Below are 19,844 nucleotides of genomic sequence, written 5' to 3' on the forward strand. Positions count from 1 at the left end.
GGGGTTCGCGCTCTCCCCGCGCGAGGTCTTCGAGCACCGCACCGTCGCCGCCCTCGCCGCGGTGGCCGCGCCGCTGGCCGGCCCGGCGGCCCCGGCCGAGCCCGCCGGTGCGGCCGTCGGCCCGGTCCCGCTCACCCCGGCCGTCGCCGCCCTCGCCGAACTGGGCGGCCCGGTCGCCGGGTTCAACCAGTCGGCGGTCGTCGTCACCCCCGGCGGCCTGCGCGCCGAGCACGTCCGGACCGCCGTCGGTGCCCTCCTCGACCGCCACGACGCCCTGCGCACCCGCCTGTCGGGGGCCGACGGCACCTGGCACAGCGGGATCACCCCCGGCGACGGTCGGGGCGCAGAGGTCCACCGAGTCCCGGTCGCCGGGATGGCGGGCGCGGAACTCGCCGCCACCGTCGCCCGTGAGGGCGAGGCCGCCCGACTGCGCCTCGACCCCTTCGCGGGCGCGGTGCTCCACGCCGTCTGGTTCGACGCCGGACCGGCCGAGGGCAGGCTCCTGCTGGTCGCGCACCACCTGGTGGTCGACACGGTGTCCTGGCGGATCCTGCTTCCCGACCTGCACGCGGCCCTCGACGCGGCCCGCGGCGGACACGCCCCCGAACTGGCTCCCGTTCCGACCTCCTTCCGGCAGTGGGCGCTCGGGCTCGCGGACGCGGCGCGGGCGCGCACCGAACAGGCCGCCCTCTGGCGGGAGATGCTGGACGGTGTCGACGAACCACTTCTGGGCCGGGTGCCGTTCGATGCCGCCCGTGACACCCTGCGCTCCGCCGGGACCCTGCGCACCGTCCTCCCCGCGGACGTGACGAAGCGGCTGGTCACGGCCCTTCCGGTGGCTTTCCGCACCGGGGTGCCGGAGGCGCTGCTGACGGCGCTCGCCGCCTCCGTCGCCCAACTGCGCGTCCACCGCGGCGGTTCGGGGCCGACGGCCGTCCCGGTGCTGGTGGACGTCGAGGGGCACGGCAGGGAGGAGGGGCTGGTGCCCGGCGCGGACCTCTCCCGGACCGTCGGCTGGTTCACCACGACCTACCCGGTGGCGCTGACCCCCGGTGGCACCGACTGGCCCGCCGCGGGCGCGGGCGGCGCCGAAGGAGCGCGGCTGCTCAAGCGGACCAAGGAACAGCTGCGGGCCCTCCCCGAGAACGGCGCGGGGTTCGGCCTCCTGCGTCGGCTGAACCCGGACACCGCGCCGGCCCTCGCCGCTCTGCCCCGCCCGCAGATCGGCTTCACCTACCTCGGACGCACCGGCCCCGGCGGCGCGGACGTCGGCCCCCGCCCCCTCGGCGCGGACCTGGACATGCCGCTCGGCCACGCGCTGGAGATCATCGCGGAGACCCGCGAACTCCCCGACGGCGCACTTGCGTTGGAGGCCACCTGGGTATGGGCCTCCGCCCTCCTCGACACGGCTGAGGTGACCGCCCTGGCCGAGGTGTGGACGCGGGCCCTCACCGCACTCGCCGACCCCGACACGTACACCGCCCACGCCGGGCGGACCCCCTCGGACCTGCCGCTGGTCGCGCTCGGCGAGGAGCGGATCACCGCCTTCGAGGCGGAAGGCGCCCTCGACGACATCCTCCCGCTCTCGCCGCTCCAGCAGGGACTGCTCTACCACGCGCTGCTGGACCAGCGGGCCGACGACCCGTACGTCGCCCAGCTCACCCTGGACCTGGAAGGACCGCTCGACGCCTCGGCGATGGAGGCCGCGGCGCACGCGCTGCTGCGCCGACACCCCAACCTGCGGGCCGAGTTCCGCCAGCCCGCGGACGCCGACCCCGTCCAGGTCATCCGCACCCGGGTCCCGTCGCCCTGGCGTGCCGTCGACCTGCGCGGCCTGGACCCCGAGGCCGCGCACGCCGCCGCCGACCGGGTCGCGGACCTCGAACGCACCACCCGCTTCGACCCGGAACACCCGCCGCTGCTGCGGGTGGTGCTGGTCCGCCTCGCCGACGACCGCAACCGGCTGGTGCTCACCCACCACCACATCGTCCTCGACGGCTGGTCACTGCCCATCGTGCTCGGCGAGCTGTTCGCCCTCTACGAGCGCGGGGGGGACCTCGCGGGACTGCCCGCGGTCACCCCGTACCGCGACTACCTGCGCCGGCTCAGCCGGCAGGACGGCGCCGCCACCCGGGAGGCATGGGCCGAATCCCTGCGCGGACTCGACGGGCCCACCCGGCTCGCCCCCACGCCCGCCGGCCCGCCGGACACCGCGCCGGGCCGGGTCCGCCACGAACTCGGCGCCGAGCACACCGCCGCTCTCGACGCCCTCGCCCGATCCTGCGGGGTCACTCAGAACACCGTCGTCCAGGCGGCGTGGGCACTGCTGCTCAGCCGGCTCACCCAGCGCCACGACGTCGTCTTCGGCGGCACGGTGTCCGGCCGGCCCGCCGAACTGCCCGGTGTGGAGCGGATGGTGGGTCTGTTCATCAACACCCTGCCGGTACGGGTCAGGCTCGACCCCCACGAGTCCGTCGCCGCCCTGCTCGGCCGGGTCCAGCAGGAACAGATCCGGCTGCTGGACCACCAGCACGCGAGTCTCGCCGACATCCAGCGCGACGCCGGCCTCGGTGTCCTCTTCGACACCATGACCGTCTTCGAGAACTACCCGCTCGACGCCGTCACGGGCGGATCGCTGCCCGGCGGGCTCGCCGTGACCGGCTCCACCCACCACGACGCGACCCACTACGCGGTGTCCCTGGCCGTCCTGCCCTCCTCGCTGCCCGGCGGCCACGACGGACTCACCCTCCAACTCACCCACCGCCCGGACCTGTTCACACCGCAGGAGGCCGAGGCGCTGGCTGCCCGGCTCGCCCGTGCCCTCAGCGCGTTCACCGCGGCACCCCACGCCCCGGTGTCCGCGGTCGACCTGCTCTCCCGCGCCGAGCACGACGACCTCGCCCGGTGGAACGACACCGCCGCCCCCTTGCCCGGCCCCACCCTGCCCGCCGTCTTCGAAGAACGCGTCCGCCGCGCCCCGGACGCCGTCGCCGCGGTCTTCGAGGGCACCGCACTCAGCTACGCCGACCTGAACGCCCGGGCCAACCGGCTCGCCCGGCTGCTCGCCGCCCGCGGCGCCGGGCCGGAGACGGTCGTCGCCCTCGCCGTGCCGCGTTCGGCGGACGCGGTCGTGGCCCTGATGGCCGTCGTCAAGACCGGCGCGGCCTACCTCCCGGTCGACACCGCCTATCCCGCCGAGCGGGTCGCGACGATGATCGGCGACACCCGGCCGGTACTGGCGGTCACCACCGCCGCAGGCGGCCCGCTGCCCGGCGCGGGCCCCGCCGCCGTCGTCCTCGACGACCCCGCGACCGTCCGGGCGCTGGCCGTCCTCCCCGCCCACGACCTCACCGACGACGAGCGCACCGTCCCGCTGCTGCCCGGCCACCTCGCCTACGTCATCCACACCTCCGGGTCGACCGGCCGCCCCAAGGGTGTGCAGATCACCCACGAGGGCGTGGTCAACACCGTGGCGTGGATGCAGGAGGACTTCCCCCTCACCGGTGACGACCGCGTGATGCACAAGACGTCCTACGCCTTCGACGTCTCCGTGTGGGAGGTCTTCTGGACCCTGCTGTACGGCGCCGCCCTCGTCGTGGCCGTGCCGCACGGGCACATGGACCCCCGCTACCTCGGCCGTCTCATCCGCGGGGAACGCGTCACCGTCGTCCACTTCGTCCCGTCCATGCTCGGGGCCTTCCTCGCGGAGGCGGTCCCGGCCGACTGCGGCAGCCTGCGCCGGGTCATCTGCGGCGGCGAGGAGTTCCCGCTCTCCCTCGCCCGGCGGTTCTTCGACCTCTTCTCCCTCCCGCTGGCCAACATGTACGGGCCCACCGAGACCACCGTGCAGGTCACCGGCTGGAACTTCGAAGCCCCCCCGGCGGCCGTCCTCATCGGCGGCCCCACCCTCAACACCCGCCTGTACGTGCTCGACAGCGCCCTGCGCCCGGTGCTCCCAGGCACCCCGGGCGAGCTGTACGCGGCCGGCACCGGCCTGGCCCGCGGCTACGGCGGCCGCCCAGGACTGACCGCCGAGCGCTTCGTGGCCAGCCCCTTCGACCCCGGCGCCCGCATGTACCGCACCGGCGACCTGGTCCGCCGCACCCCCGGCGGCGCGCTGGAGTTCCTCGGCCGCGCCGACGGCCAGGTCAAGATCCGCGGCTTCCGCATCGAGATCGGCGAGGTCGAGGCGGTCCTCGAACGCCACCCCGCAGTGCTGCGTGCCGCCGTCGCCGTCCAGGAGGACGCCTCCGGCGACAAGCACCTGGTGGCCTGCCTGGTGCCGGCGGCGGCCGGTCCCGCGGCCGACGGGCCCGGGGGCGGCGCTCCGGGCGACGCGTCCGCGACGTCCGCGCTGGACCTCGCCGCCGTACGCGAGTTCGCCGCCGCGGTGCTGCCCGCGCACATGGTTCCCGCGTCGATGGCGGCCGTGGAGCGGCTGCCGCTCACCCCGAGCGGCAAACTCGACCGCCGGGCCCTGCCCGGCATGGTCCGGGCCGAACCCGCCCTGCCCGCGCGGGCGCCGGGGACGGAACTGGAGGCCCAGCTGTGCCGGATCGTCGCCGACGTGCTCGCCGCGCAGGACGCGGGTCCTGACGACTCGTTCTTCGAAAACGGCGGCACCTCGCTGTCGGCGATCCGGCTGGTCGCCCGCGTCCGTACCGCACTGGGCGTCGACCTCCCGCTGCGGGCCGTCTTCGAGGCGCCGACACCCGCGCTGCTCGCCGAGCGCGTCGCGGCCGCCCGGACCGCCCCCGCGCTGCCGCCGCTGCTCAGTGTGGTGCGGCCCGCCGCACTGCCCCTGTCGCCCGCGCAGCGCCGCCTGTGGTTCCTGGAGCGGCTGGAGGGCCCGAGCGCCCTGTACGGCATGCCGTTCGCCTTCCGGCTGCGCGGCGCACCCGACACCGCGGCCCTCGCCGCCGCGCTGCGGGACCTCGCCGCCCGCCACGAGACTCTGCGCACCGTCTTCCCCGACGTGGACGGCGCCCCCCGCCAGCACATCCTGCCGCCCGACGGCACCACCCCGGTCCTCACGCTGCGCGACGTCGCCCCCGACGAGCTGTCCGCGCGGCTCGCCGAGGCGGCGGGCCGGCCGTTCGACGTCCGGCGGGAGGTGCCGCTGCGCGCGGAACTGCTGAGCCTCGCCCCCGACGAGCACGTCCTGCTGCTGGTCGTGCACCACATCGCCGCCGACGGCCTGTCGATGGACGCGCTGCTCTCCGACCTCGCCGCCGCCTACCGGGCGCGGCTGGGCGGGCACGGCCCCGCCCTGCCCCCGCTGCCGGTCCAGTACGCCGACTACACACTCTGGCAGCGCGACGTCCTGGGCTCGGAGGACGACCCCGCGAGCCTGTCCGCCCGCCAACTGGACTACTGGAGGCGGCAACTGGCCGGCCTGCCGGAACGCCTCACCCTGGACACCGCTCTCGGCGGCGACCGCCGCACCCGGGCCGGCGCGGCGGGAGCCGGGGTGGAGGTACGGATCGGCGCGCGGCTCCACCACGGCCTGCGGCGACTCGCCCGCGCCGAGGGCGCCACCGTCTTCATGGTGGTGCACGCGGCCTTCGCGGCCGTCCTCGCCGGACTGGGAGCCGGCGGCGACATCCCCGTCGGCACGCCCGTGGCGGGACGGCCCGACGGGGCGCCCGACGGCCTCGTCGGCATGTTCGTCAACATGGTGACGCTGCGCACCGACGTCTCCGGCACCCCCACCTTCCGTGAACTGCTGGCCCGGGTGCGCGAGACCGACCTGGCCGGGTTCGCCCACCAGGACATCCCGTTCGACCGGGTGGTGGACGCCCTGCGCCCCGACCGGTCGGCGGCCCGGCACCCGTTCTTCCAGGTGATCCTCGCCTTCGGCGCCGCGGGCGCCGGGGAGTTCGCCCTCCAGGGGCTGGACGTGAGCGCCGAACCCCTGGAGGCCCGCACGGCCCGCTTCGACCTCGGCCTCAACCTCGCCGAGCGCTTCGGGGCCGACGGCGCCGAAGCGGGGATCGAAGGCCGTCTGCAGAGCGCCGCCGACGTGCTCGGCCCCGAGCAGGCCGCCGACGTCGTGGACCGGCTCCTGCGGGTGCTCGCAGCGGCGGCGGCCGACCCCGACCACCGCATCGACCTCCTGTCGCCGCAGGAGCGCCGGACCCTCACCGCCCCCGTCACCCCGGCGCAGGACCTGGCGCCCGCCACCCTGCCCGAGCTGTTCACCGCCCAGGCCCGCCGCACCCCGCAGGCCGTCGCACTCGCCGCCGGGGACGAGCGGCTCACGTACGCCGGACTCGACGACCGCAGCGACCGTCTCGCCGCCCTGCTCGCCGGGCGGGGAGCGGGCCCCGAGCGCGTGGTCGCGCTGGCGCTGCCCCGCTCCGGCGCGATGGTGGTGGCGATGCTCGCCACCACCAAGACCGGGGCGGCCTATCTCCCGCTCGACAGCGGGCAGCCCGCCGAGCGCGTCGCCCGGCTGCTGGACGAGGCCCGCCCGGCCGTGGTGGTCACCACCCGCGCCGGCGCCGCCCACCTCCCCCCGGAGGCGGCCGCCACCGCTCTGCTGCTCGACGCCCCGGGCATCCGTGAACTGCTGTCCTCCCGCTCCCCGGGCCCGCGACCCGCCGGCGTCCGGCCGCTCCCCGACCACCCCGCCTACGTCCTCCACACCTCGGGGTCGACCGGGCGGCCCAAGGGCGTCATGGTCACCCACCAAGGCATCACCCACCTGGTGCGCCGTCAGATCCGCGTCCTGGACGTCGGTCCCGGCAGCCGGGTGCTGCACCTCGCCTCACCGGGCTTCGACGCGGCGACCGGCGAGGTGTTCCGGGCGCTGCTCTCGGGCGCGACCCTGGTGGTCCCCCCCGCCGGCCCCGTCGGACCCGACCTGGTGCGGCTGCTCGCCGAGGAGGAGATCACCCACGCCTTCGTGCCGCCCGCCCTCCTCGGGGCGCTGCCCGCGCGGGCGGCCCGGAGCCTGCCCGCGCTGCGGACGCTGACCATCGGCGGTGAGGCCGGGAGCCCGGCGCTCGCCGTATGGGCCCACGGGCGGCGGATGTTCAACGGCTACGGCCCCACGGAGGCCACGGTCGTCGCGACCTACCACCGGGTCCTTCCCGAGGACGGCGCGCGGGACACGCCCTCGCTGCCGATCGGCAGCCCCCTGGACGGCACCGCGGCGTACGTCCTGGACGCCCGGCTGCGGCCGGTGCCCCCGGGGGTGACCGGCGAGCTCTACCTGGCCGGCGCCGGACTCGCCCGGGGCTACCTCGGCCGCCCCGGCCGCACCGCCGCCGCCTTCGTGGCCTGCCCGTACGATCCCGGCACCCGGATGTACCGCACCGGCGACCTCGTCCGCCGCGGCGCCGACGGCGCACTGCGGTTCCTCGGCCGCGCCGACGACCAGGTCCAACTGCACGGCGTCCGCGTCGAACTCGGCGAGGTCGAACACGCCCTGCGCCGCCACCCCGACGTCCACCAGGCGGCGGCCGCCCTCCACACCTCCCCGTCCGGCGCCCGCCACCTCGTCGGCTACGCCGTCCCCGGTCCGGCCGGCGCGGAGCCCGCGTCGCTGCGGGAGTGGTGCGCCGGCCTGCTTCCCGCCCGGACGGTCCCGGCGGCGGTCGTGGTGCTCGACGCACTGCCGCTCACCCGCAACGGCAAGGTGGACCGGCGGGCGCTGCCCGCGCCCGACTTCGCCGGGCGGGCAGCGCCGGGCCGGCCGCGCACCGCCCGGGAGGAAAGGACATGTGCGGTGTTCGCCGAGGTGCTCGGGCTGCCCGATGTCGCCGCCACCGACTCCTTCTTCGACCTCGGCGGCAACTCGCTGCTCGCCGTCACGCTCGTGGCCCGCCTCACGGAGGCCCTCGGCACCCCGGTGCCCGTCCGTGCCCTCTTCGCCACGCCGACCGCCGCCGGGATCGCCGCGGCCCTGCCGGAGCGGACGGCAGGCCCCGACGGCTTCGGGCGGCTGCTCCCGCTCAAGCCCACCGGCGGCCTGCCGCCGCTGTTCTGCCTCCCCCCCGCGGGCGGACTGAGCTGGTCCTACGCCGCGCTCGTCCGTCATCTGCCCGCGGACCGGCCGCTCTACGGGCTCCAGGCCCCGGGCCTCGCGGATGACGCGCAGCCGCCGCACAGCGTCACCGAAGCCGCCGAGGCGTACCTGCGGGAGATCCGCGCCGTCCGGCCCGAGGGCCCCTACCTGCTGGCCGGCTGGTCCTTCGGCGGCGTGGTCGCGCACGAGCTGGCGGTCCGCCTCCAGGAGGCGGGCGAACGGGTCGAGACGCTGGCGCTGCTGGACGCCTATCCCGGCGCGGCGGCGGACCTGCGGGACCCCGGACCGGAGGAGGCCGCACTCGACGGGCTGCTCGGGACCTCCCGGTCACCCGGCGACTGCGCCGAGCAGGAGGCGGTCCAGGTGGTCGGGGCGCCCATGCTCGCCGCGATGCGCGACCACGCCGACCTCGCACGGCGGGCGCAACGCGCCCACACGCCGCGCCTGTTCCACGGCGACCTGGTCGTGGTGACCGCTGCCCGCACCGCCCCCGCCGGCACGACCGGCACGGACCGGTGGGCGCCCTTCGCGACCGGCCGGATCACCGAGACCGTCCTCGACTGCGGCCACCACGACCTGATGCGGCCGGTCCGGTCGGCAGCCGTGGCGGGAGCCGTGCTCGGCGCGGCGGTCCCGGCGCCCGCGCCGGCCGCCGTCTGACCGCCCCTGCCCCGCACCCCTCCACACCCCCCCGCGCTCTGTCGCACCCCCGGTCCCCTCCAGCACAAGGAGCCCTGCCATGCCGCACCCGATCCTGTTCATGTGGAGCACCCCCCGCGCCCTGTCGACCGCCTTCCTGCGCATGATGGCCGAACGCGGCGACTTCCTCGTGGTGCACGAACCCTTCTCCAGCATCGTCGCCGAGGGCCACACCACGATCGACGGCGTACGTCTCCACCACTCGGCGGACGTGACCGACCTCCTCCGCGAGAAGGCACGGGAGACGGGGGTCTTCGTCAAGGAGGTGACCGACGCCCGCTATGACCTGCTGGACGACCCCGGCTTCCCCTACCTCGGGACGCACACCTTCCTGCTGCGCCACCCCGAGCAGACGATCGCCTCCCACTACGCGATGAAGAACGAGGTGACCTGCGACGAGATCGGCTACGGCCATCTGCTCGACCTCTTCGAGACCGTCCGGCCGCCCTTCGGCGACCTCCCGGTGGTCGTCGAGGCCGAGAACCTGATCACCGCCCCCGAAGCCGTGGTGCGCGACTACTGCCGGCGCACCGGCATCCCCTTCGTGCCGGAGGCGATGGACTGGTCCCCGCAGGACCGCCCGGAGTGGCAGCGCACCGCCGCCTGGCACCGTGACGCCGCCCGGAGTTCCGGCTTCAACCCGGTGGCCAAGCAGTACCCGGTGAACATCCACAACGACGGACGGCTCGCCGCGCTCTACGCGGCACACATCGGGGCGTACGAGCAGTTGCGGGCGTACGCGGCCGGTGCGGTCGGCACGGCCGTCCCGGCGCGCAGGCCGGAACGTCGCGAGATGACAGCGGCCGACGCGCGCTGACCGCTGTCACGGGCCGGGCGCCCTCGGCGCCGCGGTTCGTGCGGCGGCCCCGGATGCCGGTGGAGCGCCCGGCGACCCGTACGATCTGCTGTCGGCTCGGCCGGGCCTGCGTGAGCGTCAGCGGGGAGAAGCCGCTGATCGAACGAGTGAGGGTGGGGATTGTCCCAGCACAGATTGTCCAGAAAGGGCCGCTACATCGCCTGGAGCACGGCGGGAGCGGCCGTCGTGGCAGCGGGTGTGATCATGGCGCAGACGTCGATGGCCGCGACCACCTGGCCCGCGCAGAAGACGTTCACCGGGCGGGCCTTCGACGCCTGCTCGGCCCCGTCGCTCTCGGCGATGAAGGCGTGGAAGGGCGACGGCTACTACGGCGGCGCCGCCGTCTACGTCGGCGGCAGGAACCGGGGCTGCACGCAGGCCAACCTCACCGCGTCCTGGGTGAGGTCGGTCAGCGCGTCGGGGTGGAAGCTCATCCCGATCTACGTCGGCGCCCAGCCGCCGTGCCAGACCGGCTCCAGCAAGGAGAAGATCACCGCGGCCACGGCTGCCGCGCTCGGCACCGGTGACGGCAACGACGCGGTCGCCAGCGCCGCGGCGCTCGGGATGAAGGCCGGCTCCGCGATCTACCTCGACATGGAGCCGTACGCCCTCACGAACACGTCGTGCAACAACGCCGTGCTGACGTACGTGCGGTCCTTCACCAAGGCGCTGCGTGCCAGGACGTTCCGGGCCGGCTACTACGGCTTCGCGACGTCCAGCGCCAAGGCGGTCGCGACCGCGACGAACAGGACGGACCTGCCCGGCAACCTCTGGTACGCCCTGTACGACGGCAAGGCCAGCACGACCACGGACTGGCCGTGGGCCGCCGGCCTGTACACCGACCACAGTCGGGGCCACCAGTACACGGTCGACAGCAGGGAAACCCGCCAGGGGTACACCCTCACGGTGGACCGCGACGCCTGGGACGGCCCGGTCGCCGTCGTCGGCTGACCCGCCGGGCCGCCGGGCCCGCCCGGCCGGCGGCCCCGGCCCCGTCATGCGGACGGCCGACCGTCTGCCGCCTCGGCGTCAGGCGCGGGCCTGGCGGCGGGTGAGCAGGGCGGCGCGCCGTTCGTCGAAGCGCACCGCCTGCTCGTTGAGCCCGCTGATGAACAGCCCCAGCTCCTCCTGCGCGCGCAGCCCTTCGGGGCCGAGCCCGCCGCGGTCCGGCACCTTGAGATGGCGCAGCACCGGCAGCAGCACGTCGTCGTGGTGGACCCGCAGGTTGTAGATCCCCCCGATGGCCATCCGGGCCGCCGCCCGCTCGAACCCGGGCATCCCGTGCCCCGGCATCCGGAAGCCCACCACGACGTCGCGGATGGCGACGAGCGCCAGGTCCGGGGCCAGCTCCAGCGCCGCGGCCAGCAGATTCCGGTAGAAGACCATGTGCAGGTTCTCGTCGGTGGCGATCCTGGCGAGCATCCGCTCGCACACCGGATCACCGGACTCGCGGCCGGTGTTGCGGTGCGACACCCGGGTGGCCAGCTCCTGGAACGCCACGTACGCCACCGAGTGCAGCATGCTGTGCCGGTGGTCGTGCTCGAACCCCTCCGACATGTGCTGCATCCGGAACCGCTCCAGCTCGCACGGATCGACCGCCCGGCTGGCCAGCAGGTAGTCCCGCATCACGATCGCGTGCCGGCCCTCCTCGGCGGTCCAGCGGTGCACCCACGTCCCCCAGGCGCCGTCGCGGCCGAAGAGGGTGGCGATCTCGTGGTGGTAGCTCGGCAGGTTGTCCTCGGTCAGCAGGTTCACCACCAGCGAGATCCGGCCGACCTCGGAGACCTTGGACTGCTCCGGCGCCCACGCCTCACCGCCGAGCACACCGTCGAAGTTGCGGCCGTCGCTCCAGGGTACGTACTCGTGCGGCATCCACTCCTTGGCCGCCCCGAGGTGCCGGTCGAGTTCGCGCGCCACGACCTCCTCCAGGGCCTGGAGGAGACGTGCGTCGCTCCAGGAGTCGGAGGGGGCGAGGTACGGCGAAGTGAGGGGCACGAGGACTCCTGTGGGGGTGCGGGTTGGGCCGCGGTGGCGACGCGACGGAAGCGGACCTGCGGGTCGCAGCGAGCGCCGGCCTGCTTACGCAGCGCCGCAGTCTGGACCCGCGGCGAACGGCGGACCCTCCGCACACTATTACAGGATGTAGAAATACGGGATGGCGGCAGCTCGACCGCTGCCCGCGGGGCGAGCCGCTCCGGGGCCCGCGCCGCCCGCCCCGCCCCTCGCGGACCGCCGGCCGGCGGGCGGCGCGGGCGGCGCGGTCAGTGCGCGAGAAGCTCCGACAACTGGGGGGAGTAGGTGGCGTGCAGGACGAGCGCCGCGCCGCCCACCACGGCGGCGTCGGTTCCCAGCGCCGAGGGGACGACGTCGACGACCCTGATGTGGCGGGACAGCGGCCGGGCCGCCAACGCCGACGCGACGGTCCTGACGTATCGCTCCTCCACGTGCTGGATCCCGTGGCCCCCGAGCACGATGAGGTCGACGTCGATGAAGTTGGCGATACTGACGGCGACCGACGCGACGTGCTCGGCGGCCCTGTCGACGACCTCGGCGGCGACCGGGTCCCCGGCCCCGGCGGCCAGGCGGACGGCCGGGTGGTCCACCGAGCCGGGGTCGCGGGCGAACGCGTTCGCCAGCATGCCGCCGCCGCGGGGTCCCGCGGCGAGCCGCTGGTGCACCTCGGCGACGATCGCGGAGGGGTTGACGAGCAGTTCGAGGCAGCCCCGGTTGCCGCAGTAGCACTCCGGCCCGTCGGGCAGCACGCTGGAGTGCCCGAACTCGCCCGCGTTGAGCGAACCACCCCGGTAGACCTGGTGGTTGAGGATGAGACCGCCGCCGATACCGGTGCCGAAGAAGAAGTAGGCGAAGTTCGCCACCCCGCGGCCCACGCCGGACCAGCGCTCGCCGACGGCGGCCGCGGTGGCGTCGTTGTCCAGCGTCACCGGCAGGCCCGTGGCGTCGCTGAGCATCCTCTGCAGCGGCACCCGGGACCAGTGCGCGAGCTGTGGCGGGGCGACGATCATGCCGAGTTCCTGGTCTATCGGCCCCGGAGCGGCGAGGCCCAGCCCCAGGACCCTGCCGCGCGGGACCCCGGCTTCGTCCAGCGCCTCGTCGACCACGTCGGCCATCGCCTTCACGACGTGGGACGGGTCGGTGCCGGCGAGCGAGGAGCGCTTCTTGACGACCAGCGGCCGGCCCAGCAGGTCGACCACGGCACAGGTGAGTTCGACCGGGTCGAAGTGCAGGCCGACGGCGCAGCCCGCTTCCCCGTTGATCCGCAGGGTGGTACGGGGCTTGCCCCCGCCGGCGACCCGGCTGGCACCGTCCTCCCGGACGATCCCCTCGTTGAGAAGGCGGCGCACGATCCCGGAGACCGTCTGCGGGGTGAGGCCGGTGTACTGGGCGATCTCCACCCGGCTGATGCCGTCCGCCAGTTGGATCTGATCCAGGACCACCGCCCGGTTGTACCGTCCGACTCTCGGGAGATTGGCCCCTGCCTGCCGCACGCGCGGTCCTTCCTCGTGGTTCCCGGCAAACATACATCAGCTTCTCGCAGCGGCACCGGCGGCCGATCCTTCCCCGCGCCTGCCGGAAAGGGCGCACGCACGACTCCCCGAGAGGTCCGGAGGCGTCTCGGGGAGTGGCGGAAGGCTCTTGGGGGCGGCGGCCGGGTCTCTCCCCGGAGCTACTTGGTGAGCGGCGCCAGCTTGGGGTCGCTGGCGTAGGCCTCGGCGGCGTTCTCCTTGGTCACGATGACCGGCGGGAGGAGGTAGGACGGGACGACCTTGACGCCGTTGTTGTACGACCTGGTGTCGTTGATCTGCGGTTTCCCGCCCTTCTGCAGGGCCTTGACCATCTCCACCGTCTGCGCGACGAGCTTGCGGGTGTCCTTGTTGATGGTCGAGTACTGCTCCCCGGCCATGATCGACTTGACCGACTCGACCTCGGAGTCCTGACCGGTGACGATCGGGACCGGCTTGCCGGCGCTCTTCACCGAGGTGATGATCGCGCGGGCGAGGGTGTCGTTCGGGGACAGCACGCCGTCCAGCGTCTTCCCGCCGGTGTAGGTCGACGTCAGCAGCGAGTCCATGCGCTGCTGCGCGTTCTCTGCCTTCCACCCCTGGATCGCGGTCTGCTTGATGTCCTTCTGACCGGAGCCGATAACGATGTCACCCTTGTCGATGAGAGGCTGGAGCACGCTCATGGCGCCGCCGAAGAACACTTTGGAGTTGTTGTCGTCCGGCGAGCCGGAGAACAGCTCGATCGTCCACGGCCCTTGGGGCTTCTTCGTCTTCATGCCGTCCAGCAGGGCCTGGCCCTGCAACCGGCCGACCTTGTAGTTGTCGAAGGCGATGTAGTAGTCGAGATCCGGGGTGTTGGTGATCAGCCGGTCGTAGGCGATGACGGTCGCGCCGGCCTGCTTGGCCTGCGCCACCTGCGTGGACAGCTGCGAGGCGTCGGTCGCCCCGATCACGATCACCTTGGCGCCCTTGGTGACCATGGAGGAGATCTGCTCCTGCTGGTCGGCGACAGTGGTCGAGGCGCCCGCGTACGCCACGTCGGCCTTGAAGCCGGCGGTCTTCAGGTCGTGGGTGAAGAGGTCACCTGCCAGGACCCAGTTCTCCGAGGTCTTGGCCGGCAGGGCGACCCCGACCAGTGCGTCCTTGGCGAAGCCCTTGGCGTTGCCACCGGAGTCGCTGCCGGACCCCTCGCGGTCGTTGGAGCAGGCCGTGCCGACGGTGAGCAGCGCGACGGCGCCGATCGCGGCGATGGCCCGTGGAATGAATCTGCGCATGGTGAAGGTGCCCTTCTTGCCGATGGTCGGGGAAAAGGTGGGAGCCGGCAGGTCCCGCCGCCTTCGGCGGCGGGCGCTCAGCGAGCGACCGGAGCCTTGCCGGGATCGGACGTCGCGAAGGACTCCTCGACCGGGTCGCCTCGCTCGCCCTGCCGGAAGGGCCGCATCAGTGCCGCGATGACCGAGAAGCGCCCCTGGCTCTTGCTGTAGACGTCGAACGCGACCGCGAGGAGGAGGACCAGGCCCTTGATGATCTGGACCATGTCGGAGCCGACGCCCTCCAGTTGCAGGCCGTTGTTGAGCAGGGCCATGACGAGACCGCCGACGATCGAGCCGCTGACCGTGCCGAGTCCGCCCGAGACGGCCGCGCCGCCGATGAAGACGGCCGCGATGGCGTCGAGTTCCCAGCTCAGACCGTCCTGCGGCCCGGAGGCCGCGGAGCGGGCGACGAAGATCATGCCGGCCAGGGCGGCCAGAACGGACATGTTCATCATGACGAAGAAGTTGACCCGCTTGAGCTTGACGCCCGACAGTTCGGCCGCGCGGGCGTTGCCGCCGACCGCGTAGATGCGCCGGCCGCCCACGGTATTGCGGGTGTAGAAGGAGTAGCCCAGCACCAGGACGATCAGGATGATGCCGGAGATCGGCACGCTGGTGCCCACCCGGCCGCCCGCGAAGCGCAGCGTCGTGAAGACGACGATCCCGATCATCACCACCAGGCGCAGCGCGGTGATCCACACCGGCGCCATGTCGGCGTCCATCTCCCGCCGGGTCCGGCGTGCTCTCCACTCCCGCCAGAGCACCCCCGCGCAGGCGGCCACGCCGAGCAGGAGCGTCAGGTTGTTGTACCCGGTGTCGGGTCCCACCTCGGGCAGGAAGCCGGCGCCGATCTTGCGGAAGCCCTCGGGGACCGGGACGGTGTCGGCGTTGCCGATGTACTGGTTGCCCCCGCGGAACAGCATCATCCCGGCAAGGGTCACGATGAACGCGGGAACCCCCACGTAGGCGACCCAGAAACCCTGCCAGGCCCCGATCGCCGCACCGACGAGCAGGCCGAGCAGGATGCCCACCGGCCAGGCGAGCGAGTGCTCCTGCATCGCCTTGGCGACCACGATTCCGGTGAACGCCGCCACCGAGCCGACCGAGAGGTCGATGTGCCCGGCGACGATCACCATCAGCATCCCGATGGCCAGGATCAGGATGTACGAGTACTGGCTGACGACGGCTATCAGGTTGCCGGAGGAGAGGGTGAGGCCGTCGGTCCATATCTGGAACAGCACGACGATCGCCACCAAGGTGGTGATCATGCCGAACTGGCGGGCGTTGGAGGTCGTGCCCCCGAAGAGGCTCTTCCGGAGGTCTGTGAATCGGCTCATGAGGTCGGGCTCTTCTTCGTCGCGGTCATCTGCTTCATCAGGAGTTCCGGATCGGCGTCACGGCGCGCCACCTCACCGGTGATCGTGCCTTCGAACACCGTGTAGATGCGGTCGCACAGGCCGATGAGCTCGGGCAGCTCCGAGGAGATGACCACCGCGCCCTTGTGCTGGCTGACGAGCCGCTGGATGATCCCGTAGATCTCGTACTTGGCGCCCACATCGATGCCGCGGGTCGGCTCGTCCAGGATCAGCAGGTCCGGGTCGGTGAACATCCACTTCGCCAGGACGACCTTCTGCTGGTTGCCGCCGGAGAGCTTCACCACGCCCTCGTCGACGCTGGGGGTCTTGATCTTCAGGCTGCCGCGGTACTCCTCGGCGACCTGGTACTCGCGCACCCCGTCGACGACGCCTCGCGTGGCGATCTTGGACGGCTTGGCCGCCACGATCGAGGTCTTGACGTCGTCCAGCAGGTTCAGGCCGATCGACTTGCGGTCCTCACTGACGTAGGCGAGGCCGTGCGCGATGGCGTCCGCCACCGACTTCAGCTCGACCTCCTCGCCCTTGACGAGGACGGCCCCCGACACGTAGGTGCCGTAGGAGCGGCCGAACAGGCTCATCGCGAGTTCGGTCCTGCCCGCGCCCATCAGACCGGCGAGGCCGACGATCTCGCCCCGCCGGACGTGGAAGCTCGATCCCTTGCAGACCAGCCGCTCGTCCGACGCCGGGTGCCGTACCGTCCAGTCGCGGACCTCGAAGAACACCTCGCCGATGTCGGGCGTGCGTTCCGGGAAGCGGCTGCTCAGCTCGCGGCCGACCATCCCGCGCACGATGCGGTCCTCGTTGACGCCGTCCGCCTCGACATCGAGGCTCTCGATGGTGCGGCCGTCCCGCAGGATGGTGATGGTGTCGGCGATCGACTCGATCTCGTTCAGCTTGTGGGAGATGATGATCGAGGTGATGCCCCGCTCGCGGGTGCCGCGCAGCAGGTCCAGCAGGTGCTGGGAGTCGTGCTCGTTGAGCGCCGCGGTCGGCTCGTCGAGGATCAGCAGCCGTACCTCTTTGGCGAACGCCCGCGCGATCTCGACGAGTTGCTGCTTTCCGACGCCGATGTCCCTGATCAGCGTGTCCGGGTCCTCCTGAAGGCCCACCAGCTTCATCAGCTCCCGCGCCCGGCGCTGGGCGGTCTTCCAGTCGATCGCGCCGTGCCTGCGCGGCTCGTTGCCGAGGAAGAGGTTCTCGGTGATCGACATGTTGGGTGCCAGCGCCAGTTCCTGATGGATGATGACGATCCCGGCCCGTTCGCTGGCACGGATGTCGTGGAACCGCACCGGCTCGCCCCGGTAGACGATGTCACCGCTGTAGGTCCCGTACGGATGGACGCCGCTGAGGACCTTCATCAGGGTCGACTTGCCGGCCCCGTTCTCCCCGCAGACGGCGTGGATCTCTCCCTCACGCACGGCCAGGTTGACGTCGGCCAGCGCCTTGACGCCGGGGAAGGCCTTGGTGATCGATCGCATCTCCAGCAGGGTCGGTCCGCGGGTCACGAGCGGGGCTCCGCGCCGCGACGGCCGCCTCGTAAGCCGGTGCGGGGACATGCGGTGACGCGGCATGCGATGGACATCAACTTGCCTCCGATGGCGACGCGGTGGCTCATGGCCTCGGTGTGGCCTGCAGGAGGGGACATTAAATCCATTTGTTTTACTAGGTCAAGAGTGCGGTACGACCCGCGTTCGCACGCCCGCGGCCGAAGCTGACGGAGTGTCACAAGCGGTACAGCGGGGGCGTCGACGGCGTCATGGGCGCCGGGTGCGCCGAGGATGCCCGAGCGGCAGGCGGCCTCGTGCGCCCGCGACACGGCGGTTCCCCGGCGCGGGGCGTGGACCTGCGGTGCATCGCCGCTCTCGGCTGTTCGAATCTGTTTCTTCGTCGTGAGGGTTGACCTCAGAAGAAACACGAAAGCACACTGTGCACCATCTTCTCGGCGGGGACCTGTTGCGCAACCCCCTCAGTGACCGTGTGTCAGCCCGCAGCCCCCCGCGAAGGGCACCCCTATGCGACGACTCACGCGACTCGTCCCCCTCGCCCCCACCCGCACCTGTCGAGCAGCCCATCGTTCCGCACACGCGAGAGACCCGGCCACGCGCTCAAACAGCGGGGCACCCCCGCGACGAAGGAAAGATATGACGTATCACGTACCACCGCGGCCCTGGCGGCTGCTGCTGCCGGGGGAGCCGTAGCCCTGCCGGCGACGTCCGTCGGCGCCGGTTGCGTCGGCCGCGGCCGGCGGCCTCGCCGGGCCGGCAGCACCGGCGAACGCCTCGACGACGCCGCGTTCCCGACCACCCCACCCGACCCCCCCACCGGCCCTCTGGGACCGCAACGAGTTGAGGGAACATGAATCGGACCAGCACCTTGGTGAGTGTCGTCATGGCGTTGCTGCTCGGCCTGTTCTGGTCGACCGCCGCCAACGCCGGCAGCCCGCTTCCCCGAGCGGCCGCGGCCGCGGCCGTGTTCAACGTCAAGGACTACGGGGCCGTGGGCGACGGGCACGTCAACGACAGCCCCGCGATCCAGAAGGCGATCACCGCTGCCAACGCGGCGGGCGGCGGGATCGTGGAGTTCCCGGCCGGGAACTTCAAGTCGAAGAACACCGTCCACCTCAAGAGCAACGTGACGATCAACCTCGACGCCGGCTCCACCATCCTGGGCTCGGTCGCCGACACCTACGACAACGCCGAGCCCAACCCGTACGACGCCTACCAGGACTACGGGCACAGCCACTTCCACGACGCCATGTTCTACGGCGACAACCTGACCGACATCGGCTTCACCGGGTCGGGAACCATCGACGGCATGGGCTACCTGGTCACCGCCACCCGGGACCCGGGGCCCGGCGAGGCCGACAAGATCATCTCGCTGACCCGGTGCCACCACCTCACCCTCAGCGGGATCACGATCCGGCACGGCGGCCACTTCGCCGCACTGATCAACGACTGCGACCACGTCGTCTCCGACCACCTCACCATCGACACCGCCAGTGACCAGGACGGCTGGAACATCATCTCCACCACCGACGTCACCGTCACGCACGCGAACATCTCCGCCAACGACGACGCGCTGGTCTTCAAGAGCGACTACGCGCTCGGCGCCAAACTGCCCAGCGGGCATGTCACGGTGACCGACTCCACGCTGTCCGCCCGGTGCTGCAACGCGCTGATGTTCGGCTCGGAGACCTGCGGCGACTTCACCGACTACCAGTTCCAGGGCATCACGATCAACGGCGCGAACAAGTCGGGCCTGGGCATGGTCTCGATGGACGGCGCGAACATCTCCGACGTCCACTACCGCGACATCACCATGACCAACGTGCACTCGCCGATCTTCCAGAAGATCGCCACCAGAAAGCGCTGCGGCAACAACCCCGGCGTCGGGCACATCAGCGACGTCACCTACGACGGCATCACCGCGACCGGCAGCAGCCCCGGCGTCACCCCCACCCTGTGGGGCGAGTCGGGCGGCAACCACATCAGCAACGAGACGTTCACCAACGTCACCATCACCGTCCCCGGCGGCAGCCAGGCCGTCAACACCGCCCTGCCGACCAACAACGTCACCAACTACGACCCGACCAGTATCGGCACCCGCCCCTCCTACGGCTGGTACCTTCACAACGCCGACGACATCCACTTCGTGAACTCCTCGGTGCGCTTCGCGGCGAACGACAACCGCCCCGCGGTGATCGCCAACGGCGGCGGACCCGTCACGTTCGACCACTTCACCGCCCAGCGCGGCAGCGGCAGTTCCTACGACCTCGGCTTCCAGGCGGTCGCCGGCTACTGCGCGACCAGCAGCACCGACACCGCAGGCGGCGCCCTGCGCGTCAACACCACCAACTCCACCCGGAAATGCTGACCTGACCGCCTGACTCCTCCGCGAGAGCCCGGGACACGCAGGGCGTTCCGTGTGCGGCTGCACGGGCCGGGGAGCGCACCCCGGCGCAGATCCGCTCAGAGGCGGCCGACCGCCGGTGCACAGCGGCAGCGCCCGGCCGCCCCGAGGTGGGGGAGCCGGGCGCTGCCGGTGCGG

Annotated in this window: 9 protein-coding genes; 4 read left to right on the forward strand and 5 right to left on the reverse strand. The window is 72.7% G+C overall.

Annotated features, from left to right (window positions below):
* The first annotated feature begins 61 nt into the window (after positions 1-61).
* The 3 genes from V2S66_RS13625 (at position 62) to V2S66_RS13635 (ending at position 10,538) form a co-directional block, all read left to right on the forward strand.
* Entirely contained in the window at positions 62-8,692 is an 8,631-nt protein-coding gene (locus V2S66_RS13625) for an amino acid adenylation domain-containing protein (RefSeq protein WP_330795061.1), read from the forward strand.
* A 79-nt stretch (positions 8,693-8,771) separates the two neighbouring features.
* Positions 8,772-9,548: a sulfotransferase-like domain-containing protein gene (locus tag V2S66_RS13630; protein WP_330795062.1), complete on the forward strand. Its 777-nt coding sequence runs from the start codon at positions 8,772-8,774 to the stop codon at positions 9,546-9,548.
* Between the two features lie 159 nt (positions 9,549-9,707).
* Positions 9,708-10,538 carry a glycoside hydrolase domain-containing protein gene (locus V2S66_RS13635; protein WP_330795064.1) on the forward strand — a complete coding sequence of 277 codons (831 nt, stop codon included), beginning with the start codon at positions 9,708-9,710 and terminating at the stop codon, positions 10,536-10,538.
* Between the two features lie 78 nt (positions 10,539-10,616).
* On the opposite strand, the gene V2S66_RS13640 is transcribed toward V2S66_RS13635, so the two are convergent.
* The 5 genes from V2S66_RS13640 to mmsA form a co-directional block, all read right to left on the reverse strand.
* The gene (locus V2S66_RS13640; RefSeq protein WP_330795065.1) at positions 10,617-11,582 is read right to left on the reverse strand and encodes an acyl-ACP desaturase; all 966 of its coding nucleotides are present in this window, start codon (positions 11,580-11,582) and stop codon (positions 10,617-10,619) included.
* Positions 11,583-11,848: 266 nt separating this feature from the next.
* A complete protein-coding gene (locus V2S66_RS13645; RefSeq protein ID WP_330795066.1) occupies positions 11,849-13,042 on the reverse strand; it encodes an ROK family transcriptional regulator in 1,194 nt (397 codons plus the stop codon).
* 230 nt (positions 13,043-13,272) lie between these two features.
* On the reverse strand, positions 13,273-14,382 hold the full coding sequence (locus tag V2S66_RS13650) for a sugar-binding protein (protein WP_330795067.1): 1,110 nt from the start codon (positions 14,380-14,382) through the stop codon (positions 13,273-13,275).
* A 77-nt stretch (positions 14,383-14,459) separates the two neighbouring features.
* Positions 14,460-15,758, reverse strand: coding sequence for a multiple monosaccharide ABC transporter permease (mmsB, locus tag V2S66_RS13655; RefSeq protein ID WP_330795069.1), 1,299 nt, complete (start codon positions 15,756-15,758; stop codon positions 14,460-14,462).
* Positions 15,755-17,275, reverse strand: coding sequence for a multiple monosaccharide ABC transporter ATP-binding protein (gene mmsA / locus V2S66_RS13660; protein ID WP_330795355.1), 1,521 nt, complete (start codon positions 17,273-17,275; stop codon positions 15,755-15,757). Before mmsA ends, mmsB begins: the two co-directional genes overlap by 4 nt.
* A gap of 898 nt (positions 17,276-18,173) precedes the next feature.
* Here mmsA and V2S66_RS13665 point away from each other — a divergent pair.
* Positions 18,174-19,670: a glycoside hydrolase family 28 protein gene (locus tag V2S66_RS13665; protein ID WP_330795071.1), complete on the forward strand. Its 1,497-nt coding sequence runs from the start codon at positions 18,174-18,176 to the stop codon at positions 19,668-19,670.
* Positions 19,671-19,844 lie beyond the last annotated feature (174 nt).

Source organism: Actinacidiphila polyblastidii (assembly GCF_036353415.1).
Classification (GTDB): Bacteria; Actinomycetota; Actinomycetes; order Streptomycetales; family Streptomycetaceae; genus Actinacidiphila; species Actinacidiphila polyblastidii.

Excerpts from the sequence above, each read along its gene's own strand:
- V2S66_RS13630 (WP_330795062.1), top strand. The coding sequence starts at position 8,772 with ATGCCGCACCCGATCCTGTTCATGTGGAGCACCCCCCGCGCCCTGTCG.
- mmsA (WP_330795355.1), bottom strand. The coding sequence starts at position 17,275 with ATGCGATCGATCACCAAGGCCTTCCCCGGCGTCAAGGCGCTGGCCGAC.
- mmsB (WP_330795069.1), bottom strand. The coding sequence starts at position 15,758 with ATGAGCCGATTCACAGACCTCCGGAAGAGCCTCTTCGGGGGCACGACC.
- V2S66_RS13650 (WP_330795067.1), bottom strand. The coding sequence starts at position 14,382 with ATGCGCAGATTCATTCCACGGGCCATCGCCGCGATCGGCGCCGTCGCG.